Origin of the sequence: Xenorhabdus ishibashii, assembly GCF_002632755.1 — a bacterium.
Lineage (GTDB): Bacteria > Pseudomonadota > Gammaproteobacteria > Enterobacterales > Enterobacteriaceae > Xenorhabdus > Xenorhabdus ishibashii.
Genome location: NZ_NJAK01000001.1, coordinates 3,266,162 through 3,288,582, shown reverse-complemented (window position 1 = coordinate 3,288,582; position 22,421 = coordinate 3,266,162). Strand labels below are relative to the sequence as shown.

At 41.4% G+C, this 22,421-nt stretch carries 24 protein-coding genes and 1 other annotated feature; of the genes, 3 read left to right on the top strand and 21 right to left on the bottom strand.

Translation table 11 applies throughout. From position 1 onward, the window contains the following. Positions 1 to 7 precede the first annotated feature (7 nt). The 3 genes from Xish_RS15535 to Xish_RS15525 form a co-directional block, all read right to left on the bottom strand. Positions 8 to 1,273 (bottom strand): hypothetical protein, encoded by a 1,266-nt coding sequence (locus Xish_RS15535; RefSeq protein ID WP_099118589.1) that lies wholly within the window; start codon positions 1,271 to 1,273, stop codon positions 8 to 10. Positions 1,274 to 1,628: 355 nt separating this feature from the next. After that, the gene (locus Xish_RS15530; protein WP_099116261.1) at positions 1,629 to 2,726 is read right to left on the bottom strand and encodes an ISAs1 family transposase; all 1,098 of its coding nucleotides are present in this window, start codon (positions 2,724 to 2,726) and stop codon (positions 1,629 to 1,631) included. 92 nt (positions 2,727 to 2,818) lie between these two features. Further along, complete coding sequence (locus Xish_RS15525) at positions 2,819 to 3,559, bottom strand: hypothetical protein (RefSeq protein ID WP_099118588.1); 741 nt, start codon at positions 3,557 to 3,559, stop codon at positions 2,819 to 2,821. Positions 3,560 to 3,859: 300 nt separating this feature from the next. Between Xish_RS15525 and Xish_RS15520 the strand changes: the two genes are divergently transcribed. Beyond that, entirely contained in the window at positions 3,860 to 4,621 is a 762-nt protein-coding gene (locus Xish_RS15520) for an IS5 family transposase (RefSeq protein ID WP_099118587.1), read from the top strand. 17 nt (positions 4,622 to 4,638) lie between these two features. Here Xish_RS15520 and tnpA read toward each other — a convergent pair whose 3' ends face one another. Further along, positions 4,639 to 5,073, bottom strand: coding sequence for an IS200/IS605 family transposase (tnpA, locus tag Xish_RS15515; RefSeq protein ID WP_099118586.1), 435 nt, complete (start codon positions 5,071 to 5,073; stop codon positions 4,639 to 4,641). A 318-nt stretch (positions 5,074 to 5,391) separates the two neighbouring features. On the opposite strand from tnpA, the gene Xish_RS15510 reads away from it, so the two are divergent. Both Xish_RS15510 and Xish_RS15505 read left to right on the top strand, forming a co-directional pair. Further along, positions 5,392 to 6,276 carry an IS982 family transposase gene (locus tag Xish_RS15510; RefSeq protein WP_099116568.1) on the top strand — a complete coding sequence of 295 codons (885 nt, stop codon included), beginning with the start codon at positions 5,392 to 5,394 and terminating at the stop codon, positions 6,274 to 6,276. A gap of 70 nt (positions 6,277 to 6,346) precedes the next feature. Continuing rightward, positions 6,347 to 6,712: a helix-turn-helix domain-containing protein gene (locus Xish_RS15505; RefSeq protein ID WP_099118605.1), complete on the top strand. Its 366-nt coding sequence runs from the start codon at positions 6,347 to 6,349 to the stop codon at positions 6,710 to 6,712. 121 nt (positions 6,713 to 6,833) lie between these two features. Here the strand turns inward: Xish_RS15505 and Xish_RS15500 are convergent, their stop codons facing one another. The 17 genes from Xish_RS15500 to infC form a co-directional block, all read right to left on the bottom strand. Next, positions 6,834 to 7,313, bottom strand: a complete 480-nt coding sequence (locus Xish_RS15500; RefSeq protein WP_099118604.1) for a C40 family peptidase — start codon at positions 7,311 to 7,313, stop codon at positions 6,834 to 6,836. Between the two features lie 375 nt (positions 7,314 to 7,688). Beyond that, complete coding sequence (gene arnF, locus Xish_RS15495; RefSeq protein WP_099118603.1) at positions 7,689 to 8,084, bottom strand: 4-amino-4-deoxy-L-arabinose-phosphoundecaprenol flippase subunit ArnF; 396 nt, start codon at positions 8,082 to 8,084, stop codon at positions 7,689 to 7,691. Beyond that, on the bottom strand, positions 8,081 to 8,431 hold the full coding sequence (arnE, locus tag Xish_RS15490) for a 4-amino-4-deoxy-L-arabinose-phosphoundecaprenol flippase subunit ArnE (RefSeq protein ID WP_099118602.1): 351 nt from the start codon (positions 8,429 to 8,431) through the stop codon (positions 8,081 to 8,083). The genes arnF and arnE overlap by 4 nt, the downstream gene beginning before the upstream one ends. Then, positions 8,428 to 10,089 (bottom strand): lipid IV(A) 4-amino-4-deoxy-L-arabinosyltransferase, encoded by a 1,662-nt coding sequence (gene arnT / locus Xish_RS15485; RefSeq protein ID WP_099118601.1) that lies wholly within the window; start codon positions 10,087 to 10,089, stop codon positions 8,428 to 8,430. The genes arnE and arnT overlap by 4 nt, the downstream gene beginning before the upstream one ends. A gap of 5 nt (positions 10,090 to 10,094) precedes the next feature. Beyond that, positions 10,095 to 10,988, bottom strand: coding sequence for a 4-deoxy-4-formamido-L-arabinose-phosphoundecaprenol deformylase (arnD, locus tag Xish_RS15480; protein WP_099118600.1), 894 nt, complete (start codon positions 10,986 to 10,988; stop codon positions 10,095 to 10,097). A 29-nt stretch (positions 10,989 to 11,017) separates the two neighbouring features. Beyond that, on the bottom strand, positions 11,018 to 13,003 hold the full coding sequence (arnA, locus tag Xish_RS15475) for a bifunctional UDP-4-amino-4-deoxy-L-arabinose formyltransferase/UDP-glucuronic acid oxidase ArnA (protein WP_099118599.1): 1,986 nt from the start codon (positions 13,001 to 13,003) through the stop codon (positions 11,018 to 11,020). Further along, positions 13,003 to 13,980 (bottom strand): undecaprenyl-phosphate 4-deoxy-4-formamido-L-arabinose transferase, encoded by a 978-nt coding sequence (gene arnC, locus Xish_RS15470; protein ID WP_099118598.1) that lies wholly within the window; start codon positions 13,978 to 13,980, stop codon positions 13,003 to 13,005. The genes arnA and arnC overlap by 1 nt, the downstream gene beginning before the upstream one ends. After that, complete coding sequence (gene arnB, locus Xish_RS15465; RefSeq protein ID WP_099118597.1) at positions 13,977 to 15,125, bottom strand: UDP-4-amino-4-deoxy-L-arabinose aminotransferase; 1,149 nt, start codon at positions 15,123 to 15,125, stop codon at positions 13,977 to 13,979. The genes arnC and arnB overlap by 4 nt, the downstream gene beginning before the upstream one ends. 154 nt (positions 15,126 to 15,279) lie before the next feature. Further along, the gene (btuD, locus tag Xish_RS15460) at positions 15,280 to 16,047 is read right to left on the bottom strand and encodes a vitamin B12 ABC transporter ATP-binding protein BtuD (RefSeq protein ID WP_099118596.1); all 768 of its coding nucleotides are present in this window, start codon (positions 16,045 to 16,047) and stop codon (positions 15,280 to 15,282) included. A gap of 51 nt (positions 16,048 to 16,098) precedes the next feature. After that, the gene (btuC, locus tag Xish_RS15455; RefSeq protein WP_099118791.1) at positions 16,099 to 17,094 is read right to left on the bottom strand and encodes a vitamin B12 ABC transporter permease BtuC; all 996 of its coding nucleotides are present in this window, start codon (positions 17,092 to 17,094) and stop codon (positions 16,099 to 16,101) included. Positions 17,095 to 17,190: 96 nt separating this feature from the next. Beyond that, positions 17,191 to 17,487 carry an integration host factor subunit alpha gene (ihfA, locus tag Xish_RS15450; RefSeq protein WP_038233943.1) on the bottom strand — a complete coding sequence of 99 codons (297 nt, stop codon included), beginning with the start codon at positions 17,485 to 17,487 and terminating at the stop codon, positions 17,191 to 17,193. Between the two features lie 4 nt (positions 17,488 to 17,491). Beyond that, positions 17,492 to 19,879 carry a phenylalanine--tRNA ligase subunit beta gene (gene pheT / locus Xish_RS15445; RefSeq protein ID WP_099118595.1) on the bottom strand — a complete coding sequence of 796 codons (2,388 nt, stop codon included), beginning with the start codon at positions 19,877 to 19,879 and terminating at the stop codon, positions 17,492 to 17,494. A gap of 14 nt (positions 19,880 to 19,893) precedes the next feature. Then, on the bottom strand, positions 19,894 to 20,877 hold the full coding sequence (pheS, locus tag Xish_RS15440; RefSeq protein WP_099118594.1) for a phenylalanine--tRNA ligase subunit alpha: 984 nt from the start codon (positions 20,875 to 20,877) through the stop codon (positions 19,894 to 19,896). Positions 20,878 to 20,958: 81 nt separating this feature from the next. Continuing rightward, positions 20,959 to 21,083, bottom strand: a sequence feature (Phe leader region). Next, positions 21,033 to 21,077: a pheST operon leader peptide PheM gene (gene pheM / locus Xish_RS19425; RefSeq protein ID WP_198688755.1), complete on the bottom strand. Its 45-nt coding sequence runs from the start codon at positions 21,075 to 21,077 to the stop codon at positions 21,033 to 21,035. It overlaps the preceding feature by 45 nt. A 104-nt stretch (positions 21,084 to 21,187) precedes the next feature. Further along, complete coding sequence (rplT, locus tag Xish_RS15435; protein ID WP_010847342.1) at positions 21,188 to 21,544, bottom strand: 50S ribosomal protein L20; 357 nt, start codon at positions 21,542 to 21,544, stop codon at positions 21,188 to 21,190. Between the two features lie 42 nt (positions 21,545 to 21,586). Continuing rightward, positions 21,587 to 21,784: a 50S ribosomal protein L35 gene (gene rpmI / locus Xish_RS15430; RefSeq protein WP_006118955.1), complete on the bottom strand. Its 198-nt coding sequence runs from the start codon at positions 21,782 to 21,784 to the stop codon at positions 21,587 to 21,589. 94 nt (positions 21,785 to 21,878) lie between these two features. Further along, complete coding sequence (gene infC, locus Xish_RS15425; protein WP_099118593.1) at positions 21,879 to 22,418, bottom strand: translation initiation factor IF-3; 540 nt, start codon at positions 22,416 to 22,418, stop codon at positions 21,879 to 21,881. Between the last annotated feature and the right edge of the window lie 3 nt (positions 22,419 to 22,421).

Below are 22,421 nucleotides of genomic sequence, written 5' to 3'. Positions count from 1 at the left end.
GATGAAGTTAGCATATACCAGACCAAGTTTTACCGTCAGAGCAAGCATCCCCGGTAACTTCTCCTCCTGGCCGTACTGTATAAACATTGGCTTGCCAAATTTTGCCATAAGAAATATCCCCATAATAATTAACTTGAAAGTCAAGATAAATATCTCCATTTCCTATATGACCAACATAGCTAAAAGGAATACCAAACAGTAATGTTGCTGTATTACTATTATCACCATCTGGTTGAGTTGGCATTATCTTTACTTTAGATTGGTAAATGGTATTGGGATAATTATTAACATATAAGTTTAATGTCACCTCAGCACCAAGTGGAACTTTTGTTTTATTTTTATAATCACTTGTTCCAATTATCTTAACGAATAACGCTTCATGATGTGAATTATTACATTTATTATCTATATCTTTTTCATGAATTGTATCATGAATAATGTTTTTATCATCATGACAACCATAGCTATTGTAAACTATACAACTATCATATATTCTTGTTAAATTATCAATTGGCTGATTATACCCTCCTCCAGGATATATTATGCCTTGTGGATATGAAGATCGTACTGTTCTCAACTTGTCCACAACAGCATAAGAAAAATTGGCAAGCTCATTCGCCTTAAACATATTATAAGGGAATATCACATAGCTATCATTTCCTAATTCATTAACCTCTTGAACAAAAAATAACTTTTGCACATATTGCTTGTTAATAAAAAATAGTATTGTGTCATTTCTCTTAGCACCAGGATAATTTTGGATTAAAACGTTAAAGGTATTCGAATTAGGATCTACCAACAAGCTACTATTATCCTCGCTTATGACAAGTGGAGGAAGATTCAAGTCTTCTTTATTGTTATCTACAATATACACTTTGTTTTTTGAAGATATACGGTCTGTTATATCCAATACCATAGAATCAACTTGAAATATCACTGATGTTGATTTTTTAGGATAAATATAAAAAATCAATTCTCCATTTTTATCTGAAGTAATAGAAAAGTATTTTTGTTCAGAAGAAAGGCTTTTAATTTCGACAAATTTTTCTTTATCGGAATGATAAATACTAACCAATCCAAAATAAGCACCCTCTTTCTCAAGGATATCAACGGAAACATTTGGTAATGGTTTTCCTTCTTTATTTTTGATTAATGCAACTGCCTTAATACAATCACCATTAGGTGGAGTGCTATCATAATCTAATATTTGCAAGAATTCTTTTTCAAAATATATTGATATGGATCTTTCATCGATTGATAGATTATTTTTCATATCATTTCCTTATCTTAAGGATTTTTATTATATCAAAATACAATAATTGATAATTTATTTATAAAGAATCACATCCATCATTATCATCATGAGCCTGGCTTGGTAATACAGTATTAATTTTGGTAGTCCATTTTTTGCTATACGTTTTAGAACCATCACTATTTTCGATATAATAATCAAAAGAAAGTGTCCCTAACCCTTTGGAGAATGAAGGCCCAGCTCGATTAATGTCACAGTATGGGATATTAACTATAACATGGCCTGTTTGTTTTCCCGAATCAGCAGTAGATAACGAAAACTGGTAACTCTTATGAGTATTTCTGGATGCAGGGCGGGATTCCACTTTGTATTAAGTTTAATCAAATATAAGCTGACTACGGAATTCCGCTGACCACATTGCTCTTCGGCGTTTAGCGGCCTGACTGTCCTTTATACTGGTATTTTGTTTAATCACATTTAATGCAATTCGATTAAAAAGGGCCATTTGTGCCGCCCCATCAGGATCTTTCAGCGAGATTGCATCTTCCCGAAAAGTGACGTCCAAAACCCAGTGCAGCTCATTTTCCACCGACCAATGCTTTCTTATTGCCGTGGCCGCTAGCTCCGCATCTAAAGGGAGTGAACTGACATACCAGCGTGAATCACGGTGAGGGGGGTGGCCTTTCACACTTCGTTCACTGACCACTTCGATAACCGATTGTATTGAAGGCCATTTTGCCTGAAATTCTTCTGACAACGTCGCACTAATTTGCATAACATGACGGAACTCCTCTCGTCCATGACCACTGCTTTTTTCTGTAAATTCAACAAGTTCATGACTTTCATAATGTGCAGCAAAATGGGATTTAACAAACTCAGCCAGACTTTTTTGATTACCTTTGACACCCACAATAAAATCGCCGCCTCGTTGGGTAATTAACTCAAGGGTTTCTTTCTGACAATGCAGGGCATCCATCGTGACTACAGCCCCATCAAGCGCCAATAATTCAATGAGTTGCCTTGCGACTGGGCCTTCTTTCCCTTTACTTTCTGCGACCCGATGATATAGGGCAACACCGGACTCGACATCATAAGCACTGACCACATGGAGGGCTTCAAACAGGGTGCCTTTGCAAGTGCCTCTCATCGTTTTTCCGTCAATAGCGATAAGGCTTCTCCCTGCCTTGACCCGGCGCTGGTTGATCCAGTCATAAAAGGCTTCAACCAGTGCATCCTGCTCTATCATTTTGATAATATTAGCAATACAGTGACGACGAGGAATGCCATGAGTAAAGCGCGTATATTTTTTAAGCCACTCAATTTGTATCTCACCAAACTCTTGAATCGCTTTCCAGCCAGAAGCCCCGCATAACACGGCTGCAAAAGCCAAAAAAATCACATCCATTAACTCATGCTTTTTATTGATATCAGAACGCGGGTCATCGATCTTACTGATAAAGTTAAAAATACTCATTATTACGATCGCTATTTTTATGGAATAGCGTGATCTTATCGTTTTAATGAGAGAAAGAGCTATAAGAAGTTATATTCTGGTCTTTATTTAACCTAAATAGCCTTACTAAATATATGAGATCTCACCCTGTTTCTGGATGTTGGTGTTTTAACATAAACATTCAAACATCCCTTGCTACCAAGTTGTGGTAGATTTTTATTATTTTGATCATTAGTTCCCATAATCACCACATACAGCCCTGTTACCCCCTTAGCGCTTTGACCAGGTTTTTTGTTACTATTTATCATGCTTAGAATGATGCCATGCCACTCAAAAGTTTCATTTTCCTCACTATATACATCAATGGGTAGTGTTGCATGACTGGTATATACTTTAACTTTATCGTAGACATCTTCGTTAGATGAGTCGTTACCAATATACTCTAATGTAATTGGGTAAGATTTCCTCACCTCACCTTCTACAGAAGAAATAAGATAATAAAACTCAACCCGCTTGTTAATGGGCAATTCACTGTATAACAAGCTAAAAGCTTCATTTGATAACTCATTAACATTATTAACCTTATATATAGGTTCAAGTAATTTTGGTTTATCATGTAAGTCACGGCTTATAAAAAACAGAATTCCATCTGTGGTATAAGCAGGCTGATAAGCCGGTATTTGGACATGAAAATTTTTTGAAGAAGAAGACGAATCTTGTTTAATTATATTACCTTCTCCCATTTCTTGTATCGTTGGGCTACCGAGTTCAAATGGGATATTATGAGGAGAATTAATGATATATAGAGTATAAGTTTGAGTAAAGCCAGTAACATTAAGTATTGCCGTTGTCAAATCAAGCCTGACTTGTGTATATTTTATTGGATAGATACGGAATCTAACTTTTCCTTCTGAATCATAACCACCCGTATAACGGGTGGTTTGCTCTTGCCCTATAAGGGCTTGTTACCGACTGCGCCTAAATGACGCTGCTTTCTCTTCGTTCAAGCTAAGTGTCTTTGCTGCTTTGGCCTACCCCTTGAAGGGGTCTACATGCTCTTTACTAGGGCGTGTTGATGTTTTGTGAGGGATTATTAAACAGCATGATGATTTGGTATAATTACTTTCGCCAAAAAACAACCAGACCTCACCATCATGCCGCGAACTATGTTAACAGATCTCCAATGGAATAAGCTATCTGCGTTAATGCAACATGCGGGTTGGATTTATCACAAACCTGAACACCGTTTGACCGTTGAAGGCATTCTTTACCGAATGAGAACGAGCGTTCCCTGGCGCGATTTACCGCCAGAATTCGGCAAATGGAATAGTGTCTTTCAACGTTTCAATGCGTGGTCAAAGAAAGGGGTTTTACAGCTCATTTTCAAGTGGTTATCTGGGGTTGCTGATAGGGAATGGTTGTTTATTGATGGGAGTATCGTCCGTGCTCATCAGCACAGTGCCGGAGCGGCTTCAGATGATGATGAGGCGATTGGCAAAAGTTGTGGTGGACGTTCAACCAAAATTCATTTGGCCGTCGATAGTTATGGCTTGCCTGTTCATTTTGAATTGTCCGGGGGACAAGTGCATGACATTGTTCATGCTGAAAGTTTAGTCGAGCAATCGCCCCCTTCGGACTTTGTGATAGCTGACAAAGGGTACGACAGTCAGGCTTTCAGAAATCATATTGAACAGCAAGGAGCAACGCCGATTATTCCCTACCGGAAAAATAGCCGAAAATCGGATAAACAGATTGATAAATGTTTATATCGTTATCGTCATTTGGTGGAGAATGCGTTCGCTAGGGTTAAACATTTTCGTGCAATAGCAACAAGATACGATAAGCTTGAACGGAATTACGCCAGTATGTTGGCTCTGGCGTTTATCATTGTCTGGTTGCCCATGTGGGCTGAATGAATTATGACCTTAAAACATCAACAGACCCTACTCAATTTATCCGAGATTAAATCCGACTTTTCTTGCTCTCTGATATACTTTTGAATTGTCGCTTCATTTAGCCCTACCGTACTGACATAGAACCCTTCCGCCCAAAACTTTCTGTTGCCAAATTTATATTTTAAATTGGCGTGTCTATCAAAGATCATCAACGAACTTTTACCCTTCAAATATCCCATAAAGCTTGAAACGCTTAGCTTTGGTGGAATACTCACCAACATATGAACATGATCTGGCATGAGATGACCTTCGATTATTTCCACACCTTTATACTTACAAAGGTCTCTGAGGATCTCTCCCACACTTGAACGAATATTATTAAAAATCACTTTCCGTCTATATTTCGGCGAAAAGACGATATGGTATTTACACAGCCACTTTGTATGCGCTGAGCTTTGTGCTTTAATGCCCATAAACACCTTTCCTTATTTGAGTTACGAGTATTAGCTTGAACATCTATATCGTAACGGAAAGGTGTTTTTCTTGGTATAACCTTTGAACTCCACCCGCAAAGCGGGTGGTTTTATGTTTAAGACGCTAACGCGACTTAAACTGGCTAAAGCCATAATAAAATCAATCTTATTATAGGATTGAAGTTCAATAGGTTGAGATGATTTATCATCTGTAGCAAAAATAACTAACCCGAATTCTGGATAAGAAATTGACGAGAAGCCTGTTCCAGGAGCAAAGTTTTGGTGCACACCGAAAACAACTCCGAGGGGGAACAGGCTATGGACAAGTTAGTTGAAATTTTCTGTGATGTCGATGATTTTTGCCGTTTTTTCATTCCTCAATGGGAACAATTTTGCCTTGAGAGTGGGCATCGTTTACGCCGCCGACAAGGTCATATGTATCCCAGTGAAATCATGACCATTTTGATCCTTTTTCATATGTCGCATTACCGTGATTTTAAAAATTTTTATTTGAAACATATTTGGCAATACCACCACCGCGACTTCGCCACTTTACTCAGTTATACCCGTTTTATCAGCGTTGCCCCTTCCGTTTTGGTGCCATTATGCAGCTATCTGACTCAATTAAAAGGGAAACCCACAGGCATTGCTTTTATTGATTCCACCAGTTTGAGTGTCTGCCATAACATTCGCATCCCTCGACATAAGGTCTTTGCGGGGATCGCACAGCGTGGAAAAAATTCAATGGGATGGTTTTATGGTTTCAAATTACACTTGGTTGTCAATCATCAGGGGGAAATTCTCGCGCTTAAAGTCACGGCCGGTAATGTGGATGATCGGGAACCGGTTCGCGAATTAACCACAGAATTAATGGGTTCTCTTTACGGCGATAAAGGTTATCTGAGTCAGGAATTGGCGGACGATTTAGCCAACAGCGGTGTCACTTTCATCACGAAAAAACGGCGTAACATGAAAGCCCGTATGCAAGCTGAGTGGGATAAGATAATGTTAAAAAAGCGTTTTATCATTGAAACGATTAATGGCCAATTAAAATTAATTTCTCAGATAGAGCACTCTCGCCACCGAAGTATAAGAGGATTTATGTTGACCGTTTTAGGTGGACTGATCGCTTACTGCCTTAAATTGAAAAAACCATCACTGAAAGTTTTCTACTCAGAAGACGCTGTTCCAATGATGGCTTAAGCAGAATTCGGGTTAGCTAATTATTTATCAATGTATTTTTAGCAAAATCCCACCTATGTGGAAGGTAAACATGTTAGAAAATATTATCAACGATATTGTAAGATGGTTAGAAAGCCAACTTCAACGGAATGAAGGTATTAAAATAGATGCTATAGCCCACAAAAGTGGTTACTCAAAATGGCATTTACAACGAATTTTTAAGGAATTAAAAGGCTGTACTTTAGGTCAATATGTGCGCCGTCGTCGTCTCCATGAAGCAGCCAGATCTTTACGTGAAGGCAATTTACCCATCCTTGACATTGCGCTTCAATATGGTTTTAGCTCTCAAGCTACATTTACCCGAATATTTAAAAAACATTTTAATACTACACCCGCTAAATTCCGGGAAAACGGACATCTGCCTGAGTTGAAGACGTTCCTACATTGTGAGGAATAAACCTCATAAAGAATAAGTATTCTAAAATAGAGATGCCGCAAAAAATAAGTACACAACCCAAAATAGCGCCAATATTGCGGAACTCTATTTATAATGGAACAATGATGAAATGGAAGTGACGTTAAATCCTACGGGCTTGCCAAAAAACACGACGCCAATATACATTATCAAGAGAAGAGCGTATTACGCCTTTACTTGTAGATGCATGAATAAACTGGTTGTTAGTATCATAAATGCCCACATGTAACTCACTTTTTCCACTACCGATTTTGAAAAAAACCAGATCGCCTGGCATCAGATCATCTTTACTTATCCGCGTGCCTATGTTCATTTGTTCACTTGTTGTGCGAGGAAGCTGGATATTAAAGCGATCAGAAAAAGTTCGGTACACAAAACCGGAACAATCAATACCATGCCTATCCATTCCACCATAACGATATGGCGTATTCTGCCATCGTTTGAGTTGATCTTTTAACTGAGCAATAACCATTATCGGATCAGAGAGAGCAACCTTTAGTGGAGAGGAATTAGGCCTGGAAACAGGATTGGTACAACCAATAAGAAACAAGCTGGATAGAAAAAATAAACACCTCAATTTCATTGTCAACCCCCGCCATTACTCACTATTTATTATACTGAATTTTCTGAATTACTATTTTTGCTCATTTTAGTGCATTTAAGGTTGTTTTGGCTATTTTGGGATTACCAGCACCCTAAATGGCTCCCCTTTGTATTGTGAAAATTTAAACTGGAGAGCATCATAGGTGGCCTACTATAGCATAAAAAAACGCCCACGCGCAGACGACACTGTCCGCTATCGTTGCCCTATTGGTGTTATGTAGTGCTCAATAACTTTCGGACACATTTTTAAAAAAGGTCATGTATTCAAAATGTTGCTCACCCTCGAATTAACGTCCTTCGTTGGGTGACAAAATCAACGTTTGATTTCCACCGAAATATTATGCGGTAACCATAATCAATGAGATTGTTTTTTTTCTGGTTTGCTGATTAACCAAATACCCAATAAGATAAAAAAAACGCCCGACGTTTTTAACAGTGAAATAGTTTCACTGAACCAAGGTAATAAAGCCGCCATTAAATAAACAAAGGCGTAACTCAAACTAATAATAGGGTATGCTTTATTCAATGGCAGATATTTCAATGTAAAAAACCAACATAACATGGATAATATATAACCCGCCAATCCTGCCATAATCATCAGCAAAGGATTGTGATTTGCCCAAAACCAGTTGATATCCAGCCAATGCATTGATAACGAAAGTTCCGGCAGATGGGCAACTCCCCACTTCAATAACAATTGCGCTACAGTGATCAGCAAGACACTCGCCATCCCCCAAAGATAACCTTTCATTGACTCAAACTCATCAATAAGATGCCAAACATAATGGCAAAAATCCCCATCCAGTGCTTTAACCCCACCTTTTCCTGATACAGGAATTGTCCAATCAAAGTCACTATGACAAAATTTATACTCAGCAGAGGGTAAGCGATACTCAGTGGCAGAAATTGCAATAATCGCAACCAAAATATCATCCCTATACCCAACAGAAGAATAGCACTGGACAACCATATGACCATAGATACCACCTTATGTGGGGTATCTTTTTTCTGCCAACAACTAACCGCCTGTTTCTGGCATAATTGCCCCGCACAAGTCAGTAAGCTAACCAAAATCAATAATGTTATATTGCTGATCATGACTGTTTCTTGTAAATCACAAGCACTAATCTATGATTACGCCGCACAAAATCTGGTTTCGGCAATTCAGACAACTCACCTCCTGAGGGCAATAGAAAAACAACAGCGACTTGACCTTTTTTGCGTGTTTCCGCCAACCATGCAGGGAATTCTTTCTCTGTGATGTATCGGTATCGGCTGTCAGGGTAATCAAGCCCGTATTCTAATTCCCCTGAACGATCAAGCAGGTAAATATCACTGCGCTTTAATTCCCACGCAATCGCCGAACCCACGCCAACCGATTGGGTCAAAATATATTGACTGTCAGCTAACTCTTTTTCGTTTTGTTGAATAAAGTGCTGAGGAAGTTTGGAGTTGATTGTCTTGTCAGGCAATGCACTACCTATGGATAAGCTGAGCATAATTGAACAAGCAGCGGCCCATAACCAATATTTACCATCGTGAATAAAGCAAAGAAAACCAATTCCCCCCCAAACGCCAAAGGCAATAATTCCCATAATCCATTTCAACCATTCATCGGGTTGATAAAGTGGGGGAGCCTTTAAAGTTTCCATAGCAAAAAGGGTTAAAATGGCGAGTAATCCGATAAAAACATTTATCAATCCATTTATTTTCAATGCCTTCATTTTGCCATTTTTGGCACAATCGACACCATATTTTGCCATCATCAATGCTAAAGGGCCGATAAAAGGTAAAACGTAAGTCGGCAGTTTTCCTTTTGCGATGCTAAAAAATATAAATGGAACAACAAACCAACAAAACAAGAAAAACATTTCCGGGTGATTTTTTTTCTCTTGCCAACTTTTGATTAAAGCACCTGGCAGTAATCCTAACCACGGAATAACCCCTAAAATTAATACGGGCAAGTAATACCAAACAGGCGCAATATGCTGAGCTTTTTCAGAAGCAAAACGCTGTATATGCTCTATCCAAAAGAAATAATGCCAGTAATCCGGCTCACGCACAGCAATCGCGATCACCCACGGCATGCTGATCAAAATAGCAAAAATCACGGCAAGAGGCCCAAAACGAACCATTGTCCAAAAGCGTTTCTGGTATATCGTGATGGGTATCATGGTCATCACGGGTAGTGCCAATGCCAGAAATCCTTTTGTCATAAAAGCCATACCACAGGCCAAACCCAAAACAGACCATGCCAAAATTTGTTCTCGGATCGTCACAGCCTTAAGCGCCCAATAACAGCTCACAATCCCTGCTGTAACCCATAAAGAAAACATGGGATCAAGGACACTGTAAGTGCCAATGGAAAAAACAATAAACATGGAAATATAAATCAGGCTGGAAACGAAAGCCGTCTGGCGACATTGCCACATCATCATTGCCAAACGATGGAGGAGAAATGTGCTGATTAGGATACTAAGCACAGAGCCAAAACGAACAGCAAAATTACTGTCTCCAAAAAGCCACTGGCTAATGTTGTTGATCCAATATCCTGCTACTGGTTTTTCAAAATAGCGAATATCCAAGAAGTAAGGTACGATCCAATCTCCACGTTGCAGCATTTCCCGACTAATTTCAGCATACCGAGTTTCATCCGGTTGCCATAATAGACGACTATTTAGAGGCAATAAGTAAGTAAGAACAAAAAAAAGAGCCATCAGAACGGCTCCTGCTTTACTCGTCCGCGTGTTCAACATCTGTGTTATACCTCTTGTTGGCAGCCTAACCAGCCTTCACGACCAGGAAAACACGAACGAACAATTTTCCCAACAGGGAGCGTATCCCTATTTTCCGGTAACAAATGGCTTAATTTACAAAACTGAATATTTTGTTGATGGAGCATATCCAGCAATGTCGCAAACTGTTCAGATTTCGACATACCTTCGACTTCGGTATGGATCGTATAAACAGGAACTCCACGATCACTTTTAATCGCGTCAAGGATAAAGTGATTAAAATCTGCATCGCTGACTTGTGTTCCAACAACTTCATCATAGGTAGGTAATGTGACAGGAATTTGTACAGTTCCCATTTTTCCATCGGGCAAAAGTGGCCTGAATGGATGTGTTCCGCGGCAATCACTGTTGTAATCAAAACCAAAACGCTGTTTAACAGCCAGAACATGCTCATCGGCTCGCCAACCCGCAACGGCTGAGCATGTAACGGCTTTCCCAGTTGCCTTTTCCAAAGCATCAACACCTAACTTCACTTGTTCTGCTAATTCATTCTCCGACCAACGCCCTACTTTTGCCTGCCAACCTTGATGATCCCATGCATGTAAACCAACTTCATGGCCTGCATCCATTGTTTGTTTCATCAAATACCCTAAATCTTTTGCAATCTTTTTCCCCGGCCAGGCTGTACCAGCCAACAAAATATCCAGACCATAGAGAGACACTGCATTTGATCTCAACATCTTCCAGAGAAACTTCGGTCGTAACAGGCGCCATAAATGGCGCCCCATATTGTCCGGCCCAACACTGAAGAAAAAGCTGGCTTGAATATGGTGCTTTTGTAAAACTTCAAGCAACCGTGGTACACCTTCCTTAGTGCCTTGATAAGTGTCCACATCAATTCTTAAACCAACTTTTTTCATTACGCTATTCCCGTTTTACAATTGATTTTTCAATCATTCCCTTTGGATTCTTCAACTGCTCCACGCAGAAAGAAATCCAATGTTTCATCAATGGTTTGCTTCATATCAATAGTGGGTTTCCAACCTAACAGACGCTCGGCGTTTTTAATGCTGGGTTTGCGGTGTGCAACATCCTGATAGCCTTGCCCATAATAACTACTGCTCTCAATCTTCTTGAATCCAGCAAATGGGGGGAAGTGCCCTCGCAACGCATGTTTCTCAAAGCTATCTAATAACATTTCGGCCAACTGGCGGATGCTTGCTTCATTTGTTGGATTACCGATATTGATTATCTGGCTATCGCATAACCCATCCCGATTTTCGATGATCCTAAACAGTGCTTCAATGCCATCATGGATATCAGTGAAACAGCGTTTTTGCTCTCCCCCATCCACCAATTTAATCGGTGAACCTTCCACCAAGTTCAAAATTAGTTGGGTAATGGCTCTTGAACTCCCAATACGCGCTGAATTTAGGTTATCCAGCCTTGGCCCCATCCAGTTAAACGGGCGGAATAAGGTGAATTTCAGGCCATCTTGTGTGCCATATGCCCAAATAACTCGATCAAGTAATTGTTTTGAAACTGAATAGATCCAACGCTGTTTATTAATAGGTCCAATAATCAGACGTGAAGTATCTTCATCAAATTCTTTATCATCACACATACCGTAAACCTCGGATGTGGATGGGAAAACAATCCGTTTATTGTACTTAACACAATAACGAACAATTTTAAGGTTCTCTTCAAAATCCAGTTCAAAGACTCGCAAAGGATTACGGGTATATTCAATCGGAGTTGCAATTGCCACTAATGGCAGGATGACATCACATTTTTTGATGTGATATTCAATCCACTCGGTATGAATGCTGATATCACCTTCGATGAAGTGAAAGCGAGGATTGCCAATAAATCGTTCAATGGCAGAAGAGCCAATGTCCATCCCGTAAATATCATAATTGCCATCACTCAACAATCGTTCAGTCAGGTGATTACCAATGAATCCATTGACGCCCAAAATGAGTACACGCTTACGACGACTGACTTGGGTTGTCGCTCTGGGACCAACATAAGCCCCAGCTACAATGCCTATCTCAAGAGCTAATCGATTACCTTGAACATAAAGCCCCGCCTCCCCCTGGCCGCTAATAATTTCCAGTGCACCATCACCACAAGCAATCACAAATGGATCAGCCGAGATTACAGTGCCTGGGCGTTTTCCGTGGGATTGATTAAGTGGGCGTGAACGCCAAATCGTAATCTTACGCTCACCGAGAAAAGTAAATGCTCCTGGATATGGCTCTGTCACTGCCCTGACTAAGTTATTAATTTCTTTGGCAGATCTATTCCACGCTATTTCACCATCTTCGGCGGTGCGGCGGCCAAAATAAGTTGCCTGGCTTTCATCCTGTGGAATTGACGGATAATGACCTGATTTTATTTGCGGCAGAATGTGATCCAATAATTCAACTGCTGCTTCGCGTATTTTTCCATGAGCTATCAAGGAAGTATCATTGTCAGCAATTGGTACAGCCTGCTGCGCGATGATATCTCCCGCATCTGGCTTTTCCAGCATTCTATGTAATGTTACACCGGTTTCGGTCTCTCCATTGAGTACCGCCCAGTTAACCGGAGCACGACCACGATATTTCGGTAACAAGGAGCCATGAAGGTTAAATGAGCCTTTTTCAGCCAGTGACAGAATTTCCTGACTCAGCATATTGCGATAGTAAAAAGAGAAAATGACATCGGGTTTCATCTCACGAATGCGTTCAACCCAAAGCGGGTGATTCACATTTTCTGGTGCAAACACGGGTAAACCCAAATCAGCACCGATACGTGCAACAGAGGAGAAAAAATGATTTTCATTTGGATCATCAGTATGAGTAAATACCGCCTGAACATCAAAACCCGCTTTTACTAATGCATTAAGTCCGACACAACCAATATCGTGATAGGCAAAAATAACTGCTTTCATTAGCTTTCTTCCTGATTATCGTTAGTCTTCTTAACTCCGACCACTTTTTGAATAAAATAGCGCGGACGAGCACGAACATCGTTATATATGCGACCAATGTATTCACCCAACAGTCCCATGGCGACGAACTGTGCTCCGATGAACATAAAGAGAATAGCAAACAGGGTAAACACCCCTTCAGCAGCCCACATTGAACCAAATATAAGGCGTAAAACAATCAATAACACCGCCAATAAAAAACCTGCTATGGCAATGATGCTTCCCGCTACACTTAATAACCGCAATGGTGCAGTTGTTAAGCACGTCAGAAGGTCATACATCAGGTTTATCAGTTTCATAAAACTGTATTTGGAGTCCCCAAACTCACGCTCTGCATGGGCTACATCAATCTCTACTGTTCTGCGTGCAAATGTGTTGGCAAGGATGGGAATAAACGTGCTGCGTTCATGGCATTGAAGCATCGCACTTACAATGTGACGTCGATAGGCGCGCAACATACAACCATAATCGCCCATTGAACGCCCTGTCGCTTTGGTTATCATCGCATTGATTATTTTAGAAGCAGTTTTACGGAACCAAGAATCTTGACGATGAATACGACGTGTACCCACAACGTCATATCCTTCTTCTGCCGTTTTAACTAAACGAGGGATTTCTTCTGGCGGGTTTTGTAAATCAGCATCAAGTGTAATAACCAGATCACCATCAGCTTGATGGAAACCAGCCATAATTGCTGAATGTTGTCCATAATTACGGTTAAGCAAAATCGCAATCACATGATTTTCTGGAGATTCAGCCGCCTGGGTTAAGATCTCGGCGGAACTATCATGGCTGCCATCATCAACCAAAATTAATTCGTATTTCTGTTCTAATTTTTGGCACGCTGCGAGAGTTCTTTCCAGCAACTGGGGTAAACTGTCTTCTTCATTGTAAACAGGAATAACGACTGAAACTTTTTTGATCTTCTCAAATGTCACTTACTACGCTCCGAAAGAATTTCAGTTATCACATTCACGACACGATCTACATCGTCATTGTTCATATCTGGGAAAAGAGGTAATGAACAAAGTGTTGACGAATTCCACTCAGATACAGGCAGGGAAAGTTGTGGATAACGCTCACGATAATATTTTTGTGTGTGCGCGGCCCTGAAATGCAAACCTGTGCCAATATTTCTGTCCTTTAAGCGTGCCATAAAAGTATCGCGGTCAATACCACAGATACTTTTGTCAACACGTACCATAAAAAGATGGTGGGAATGCAAATGCGCATATTCGGGAACTTTCAGCATTTGCAAGGGTGAATCAATAAGAGCATCAGAATAGCGAGCCACCAATTCCCGACGACGTTCATTCATTGATGCCAGTTTGCCTAGTTGCACAACTGCCATCGCCGCATGAATATCTGACAGGTTGTATTTAAACCCTGGCTCAATCACTTCCGCTTGAGGTTTCCTACCCTGAATTTGCCTATCAAAAGCATCCACCGCTAAGCCATGAAATTTTAGACAACGGATCCGTTGGGCAAGCTCATCATCATCTGTAACGAACATGCCACCTTCTGCACAGGTCATGTTTTTAATAGCATGAAAAGAAAAGATTGCGGTTCCCTGCTCTCCGACCCATTCATTTTTATAACGGGTGCCGACCGCATGGGCTGCATCTTCAATCAGGGGAATATTAACTTCTTGAGCGACAGCGCGAAGAGCGTCAAGGTCACAAGGCGCTCCCGCATAATGGACGGGAATTATTGCTCTGGTTTTGGGGGTAATCGATTTTTTAATTGTTTCTGCACTGACCATCAATGTATCACGATCAACATCAACCATGATAGGCTCAGCACCCAACAAACAAATCATATTGATAGTGGAAACCCAAGTTTGGGAAGGAGTAATGACTTCATCACCTGGGCCTATACCTAATGCCAACAAAGCCAAATGCATTCCCGCTGTAGCAGAACATAGAGCAATAGCATGTTTGCATCCAAACATAAGAGAAAAATCTTGCTCTAACTGATGGTTTTGTGGGCCTGTGGTAATCCAACCTGAATATAAAACTTTCTCTACCGCTTCTATCTCTTCTCTGCCAATTGCAGGACGAGAAAATGGCAAAAAACTATCCATAACCGCCTTGTGCCTTGTATATCCTAATTGTTTTATAATTGAATAATCTTAAATGATGATTTTTTAACAAAACATCAACGGAAAACAAATTATGGTCAACCAAACACCAAAAGCAGATAGCAAGCAATAATTATGGTGGATTTATTTACGGAAACTACACGTGGCTGACCCTCCATAATTTATAGCTGGCATTTTTAATATGTCCAATATTGGCCTCAAAAACTTCTGACAAATTGCGTTCTGTCATTACATTCTGTGGCATACCCGATACTAGCAATCTTCCATGCAAGAGCAGCCATACTTCTGTCGCTTGTTCATATGTGTGGTTAAGATCATGACTACTCAACAATACCGTTCCCCCCACTGCACAAAATCTTTTTGTTAACTTATCTAAAATGGCTTGTTGAGTAATATCAAGATTATTTGTCGGCTCATCAAGTAAGAGTAAACTCCCATCAGGATTCAAATCCGGCCATATCTGAAAAAAAGTGCCTGCCAGCCTGACACGCTGCCACTCTCCGCCGGAAAGTTGACCAATTGACGAAGAAAGCAATGGCAGGAGTTTCATTTGCTGGCAAAGTTCATACAACACATGTTCACTTTGAGCTAATGGAGCGCATTCAGGGCGGAACATATCTAAATATTGAAAAACCGGCATGGCAGGAACAGAAGAAGTTTGGGATAGCCAGGCTCGGCGCTTTGCTAACTCGTGCTGGCGATAATCCTGCAAATTCCGACCATGCAAGCGAATAGTGCCGCTATAGGGTAAAACACCCGCAATTGCTGCGAGCAGTGTACTTTTCCCTGAACCATTGAGTCCCACCAGATGAATTTGTTTTCCTGCCGTAACGGATTCAGATAATGAACTCAATCTATTGTTTATATTTACATTATCCAGTTCCAAAATCGGTTGCCCGATCATGTTATTCCCCTCATCTCCTTATCTGCATTAACAATGCAAAAACGGGATTTCTTAATAATGACGCGTTCTTAATAAAAGCCATATAAAAATTGGAGATCCTAAGGTTACCGTGACAACCCCTATCGGCACTTCGGCATGAGATAATGACAGGCGAGAAACTAAATCTGCCAGCAGCAAACCACTGCTTCCCGCCAACGCACAAGCCGGAAGTAATGCCTTATGATCAGTTAAGCCAATCAATCTTAAAATATGGGGGATAACCAAACCGATAAAACTGATCGCTCCCGCAAGGGCAACGCTCAAACCAACTAATAACCCGATTACCGATACAAACACATTACGCCATTTATGGTGGGACACCCCCAGTTGCCGAGCCTGTAACTCTCCAAGAGAGAGATAATTCAAGATATTGCCTTTGCTGCTTAACCATAAGATAGCGGGAAGCAATACAACAAACAGCCATTTTTGGCGCCAATCAATTCCACTGAAACTTCCCATCATCCAATACATTAATTGGCGGAGATCTAAGCTGGTACTGAAATAAACCATCCATGTCATTAAAGCGCCAAAGATCACCCCGAAAGCAACACCAATCAATAACAGACGGGTATTAGTCACTTGCTGTTTTCTGGAAAAAACCAGCAAAATAGCCGTCATGAAAAATGCCCCAAGTACCGCTCCCACACTTAACAACCATAATGGCGCAATACCATGAAAGATAAGGATTAAAAACACCACTACAACACCGGCACCATTACTGATCCCAAGCAATCCTGGTTCTGCCAATGGATTCTCAAACAACGCCTGCATAATTGCTCCTGACAGAGCTAAGCTCGCGCCAACCACGATTACTGCAATCGCTCTGGGCAACCTCAACTGCCAAATAAACAACCGCGCAGGCTCCGATAACCACTGATCAGGCCAAAACCAGATTTCACCAGCGCATAGTGACAAAATGAACAGAATAACGAATAGAACAGATAAAACCGCCATCACCCGATGGTTACGTTTTCTCTGGTAGGTGATCAACTCATAAACAGAGCGCATGTGTGAGGCCATGTTAAAAAATAAGTGCTCTTTCCGCTGAGCACAATAAAGATAGAAGATAAGAAAAAGACCGCAAAATGCGGCCTTTTTATATATTTATTCTTTGGGTAATGCTTTTTCCACTCGGTTTTTCAGTTTTTGGCCAGGGCGAAAAGTGACAACACGGCGAGCCGTAATCGGAATATCTTCACCTGTTTTTGGATTACGGCCTGGACGTTGATTTTTGTCTCGTAAATCAAAGTTGCCGAATCCAGATAATTTCACTTGCTCCCCATTCTCCAAAGAACGACGAACTTCTTCAAAGAACATTTCTACCAGATCTTTAGCGTCACGCTTGCTAATACCCAGTTTTTCAAACAGATTTTCTGACATTTCAGCTTTAGTAAGCGCCATAAGTTCAGTCCCTCAAGGATGCTTGGAATCGCTGTTCTAATGCAGCAACGCATTTGTTGACAGTCGCAGCAATTTCTTCTTCTTCCAGTGTACGCATGGTATCCTGCAAGATTAAGCTAATAGCAAGACTTTTGTAGCCTTCCGCGACACCTTTACCACAATACACGTCAAACAAGTTTATGCCAACTATATGATTTACGCCAACTTTCTTACATTCAGCCAGAACATCTTCTGCGGCTACATTTTCAGGCACAACGATGGCGATATCGCGGCGGTTAGATGGGAAGCGAGAAACTTCCTTCATTTCAGGGATCACGCGGTCTACCAGACCAGTCCATAATAACTCGAATACCACGGTACGGCCGTTTAAGTCAAGTTTACGCTCCAGTTCTGGATGAACAACACCGATATAACCAATGTAATTATTTCCCAGATAAATCCCTGCACTTTGCCCAGGATGTAAAGCAGGATGTTCTTCTGCTTTAAAGGAAATCTTAGATAGTTTACCTGTCAGTTCTAAAACAGATTCTAAATCACCCTTCAAATCAAAGAAATCAACTGCTTGTTTTTCAATCGACCAGTGCTCTTCGAACCGGTTTCCTGCAATAACACCACCAAGCATTAATTCCTGACGAATTCCATGTTCCGCATTTGCATCCGGCACAAAACGCAACCCAGTTTCGAATAAACGAACACGGTTTTGTTGACGGTTTTGGTTATAGGCGACAGTGACCAATAATCCTGTCAACAAGGACAAACGCATTGCAGACATATCCGCCGAAATCGGATTAGGCAAGAGCAACGCTTCTTCCTGTGGGTGAAGATATTTCTGAACCTTAGGATCAACGAAGCTGTAAGTAATCGCTTCCTGATAACCCCTGTCCACCAGCATTGTTTTAACCCGTTTCAATGGCAAATCAGCTTCACGATGTGAAGTCATCATCAGATCTGCACGCACAGGTACGTCAGGAATGTTGTTATAACCGTAAATACGGGCGACCTCTTCAACAAGATCTTCCTCGATTTGCATATCAAAGCGCCAGCTAGGTGCAACAGCTTGCCAACTACCATTCTGGATGGTTACCTGACAGCCTAAACGCACCAGAATATCTGTGACTTGTTCATCAGTAATATGATGACCAATCAAGCGATCTAATTTATTGCGATTAAGCGTAATCGTTGCTGGTTTTGGTAAATGAGATTCACTAGCAACATCAACGATTTCTCCGGCTTCCCCACCACAAATGTCGACCAACAACTGAGTGGCATATTCCATCGCTTTATACTGAAGCTGTGGATCAACACCGCGTTCAAAACGGTGGGAAGCATCGGTATGCAAACCATAACGGCGCGCACGACCGGCAATTGCCAATGGTGCAAAAAATGCGCATTCCAGCATGATATGCTGAGTTTCAGCATTAACACCAGAATATTCTCCGCCAAAAATGCCAGCCATAGCAAGCGCTTGTTTTTCATCAGAAATAACAAGTGTTTCAGCAGAAAGTTCTATTTCATTACCATCCAGCAGAGTGAGTTTCTCACCTTGCTCAGCGAAGCGAACAATAATTGAACCATTTAAACGTTCTAAATCGAACGCATGCAATGGTTGGCCTAATTCGAGTAAAACATAGTTGGTGATATCAACAACCGGATCAATAGAACGAACGCCGCCACGACGCAGTTTTTCACGCATCCACAATGGAGTAGTCGCCTTGACGTTGACGTTCTTAATTACACGTCCCATATAACGTGGACACGCTTCAGGAGCATCAACGCGAATAGGGAATGTTGCATCTGTCGTCGGCTTAACGGCTTCGATTCTCGGCTCAGTCATGGACAATTTATTAATAACCGCAACGTCACGGGCAACTCCCATGATGCTCAGGCAGTCAGCACGGTTTGGTGTAATGCTGATTTCGATCGCGTTATCATCTAATTTCATGTAATCACGCAGATCAATACCAATTGGCGCATCTGCTGGCAGTTCAATAATGCCATCCTGATCGTCAGCAATACCTAGTTCGGAAAACGAACACAACATGCCTTCTGACGGCTCTCCACGCAATTTTGCCGGTTTAATTTTAAAATCACCCGGTAGCACAGCACCGATTGTAGCAACAGCAACACGAAGTCCTTGACGACAATTAGGTGCACCACAAACAATATCCAGCAGACGTTCGCCGCCGACATTAACTTTTGTGACACGTAATTTATCTGCATTTGGATGTTGTCCACATTCAACAACTTCACCAACAATTACACCGTGGAATTGACCTGCCACTTTTTCAACACCATCAACTTCCAAGCCAGCCATGGTGATTTGATCAGACAATGCTTCACTATTAATGGCTGGGTTTGCCCACTCGCGTAACCAGAGTTCACTGAATTTCATGAGATATACCCGCCTTATTTAAATTGTTTGAGGAAACGCAAATCATTTTCGAAGAATGCTCGCAAATCTGTCACACCATAACGAAGCATGGTCAGTCGCTCCATTCCCATACCAAAGGCAAAACCAGAATAGACCTCAGGATCAATACCAACATTACGCAATACGTTAGGGTGCACCATACCGCAGCCTAATACTTCTAACCATTTGCCATTTTTACCCATAACATCAACTTCTGCGGAAGGTTCTGTAAATGGAAAATAAGAAGGACGGAAACGTATCTGCATATCGTCTTCAAAGAAGTTATTCAAAAAATCATGCAATGTCCCTTTCAGATTGGTAAAACTGATATTTTTATCAACAATCAACCCTTCCACCTGATGGAACATTGGAGTATGTGTCTGATCATAATCATTGCGGTATACACGTCCTGGCGCAATGATACGAATTGGTGGCTGACTATCTTTCATCGTGCGGATCTGCACCCCAGAAGTCTGGGTACGCAGTAAACGTGTCGCATCAAACCAAAAAGTATCGTGATCAGCACGCGCTGGATGGTGTGCAGGAATATTCAAAGCATCAAAGTTATGATAGTCATCTTCGATTTCTGGGCCAGATTCAACAGAAAAGCCCAGCTCGCCAAAGAAAGTTTCAATACGTTCGATAGTTCGGGTAACAGGGTGCAAGCCACCATTTTCCATCCGACGGCCAGGCAATGAAACATCAATTTTTTCTGCTGCCAGACGTGCATTCAGAACATCTGATTCCAGTTTCGCCTTACGCACGTTCAATGCTTCCTGGACTTCTTGTTTCGCCTGATTAATAACAGCCCCTGCCGCTGGACGTTCCTCGGCTGGTAAGTCACGCAGCGATGACATCTGGAGGGTTAAATGGCCTTTTTTTCCCAGGTATTCAACTCGCACCAAATCCAACGCGGCAACATCCTGGGCTTCTTCCACGGCTGCTTTTGCCTTTGCAACCAGCTCAGTAAGATGTGACATCGTTTTCCTCTTCCTTTGGCCAGATGGCCCTTTAGTTGTTATTGACTATGTCCTCATGTTATCTATTCATGAGTCCATAAAAATAAAAAAGCCTCCGTACTGGAGGCTCAAGCGCTATTTTTCGTTTCTTTTCTTACGCGCGAAGCCCCCTGATTTCAGGCGCTAAAGTAAAAAAAGAAACGAAAAAAGGCTAATTTCATCATTTTTGTGCTTTCTCCTATATCCTTTTCGGCACTCATCATTTAATCAATAGTAAGCCATATTTTGGGAAAAAGTAAAAGAGGGAGCAAGCTCCCTCTTCTAACCTGACTTATGCCAGAGCGCCCTTCGCTTTTTCAACCAGAGCAGCAAATGCTACTTTGTCGAATACAGCGATGTCAGCCAAAATCTTACGGTCGATTTCAATCGAAGCCTTTTTCAGGCCATTGATGAAACGGCTGTAAGACATGCCATTCTGACGTGCAGCAGCGTTGATACGTGCAATCCACAGTTGACGGAATTGACGTTTGCGCTGACGGCGGTCACGGTAAGCGTACTGACCAGCTTTAATAACAGCCTGGAAAGCAACACGATAAACGCGCGAACGAGCACCGTAGTAACCTTTCGCTTGTTTCAGAATTTTTTTGTGACGTGCACGGGCAATAACACCACGTTTTACGCGAGCCATATACTTCTCCTATCGTCTCTGAGTTCTAATCTAAAAAATTGCTTATGCGTACGGCAGACAAGCAACAACCAGGCCCAGATCCCCTTTGGAGACCATGCCTTTTGGACGTAAATGACGTTTACGCTTAGTTGATTTTTTAGTCAGAATGTGACGAAGGTTAGCGTGCTTACGCTTGAAACCACCGCTTGCGGTTTTTTTAAAGCGTTTAGCTGCGCCGCGTACTGTTTTAATCTTTGGCATTTTAATTTCCACTTCGCATTGTTGATTACAACGAACTAGCAAGGCGAATAGACTCCAACCAGAATTGACTGGAGTCTATTACTTGTTTGCCTGACTATTTCTTCTTAGGAGCGAGCACCATGATCATCTGGCGGCCTTCAACCTTCGAAGGGAAGGATTCGACCACAGCCAGTTCACTCAGATCGTCACGGATACGAGTAAGCATCTCAATACCAATCTGTTGGTGTGCCATTTCACGCCCACGGAAACGCAGGGTGATTTTAGCTTTATCGCCATCTTCCAGAAAACGAATCAGGTTGCGTAGTTTGACCTGATAGTCGCCTTCATCTGTACCAGGACGGAATTTAATTTCCTTAACCTGAATAACCTTTTGTTTCTTTTTCTGTTCTTTGACTGATTTACTCTTCTCATAGAGGAACTTGCCGTAATCCATAATACGACAAACCGGCGGTTCGGCATTTGGGCTGATTTCAACTAAATCAACACCAGCTTCCTCAGCTTTCTCAAGAGCTTCTCTCAGACTGACAATACCAATCTGTTCGCCATCTAATCCAGTTAAACGAACTTCAGAGGCGCGAATCTCTTCATTAATGCGATTTGGGCGCGCCGGTTGAATTCTTTTTCCGCCTTTAATACC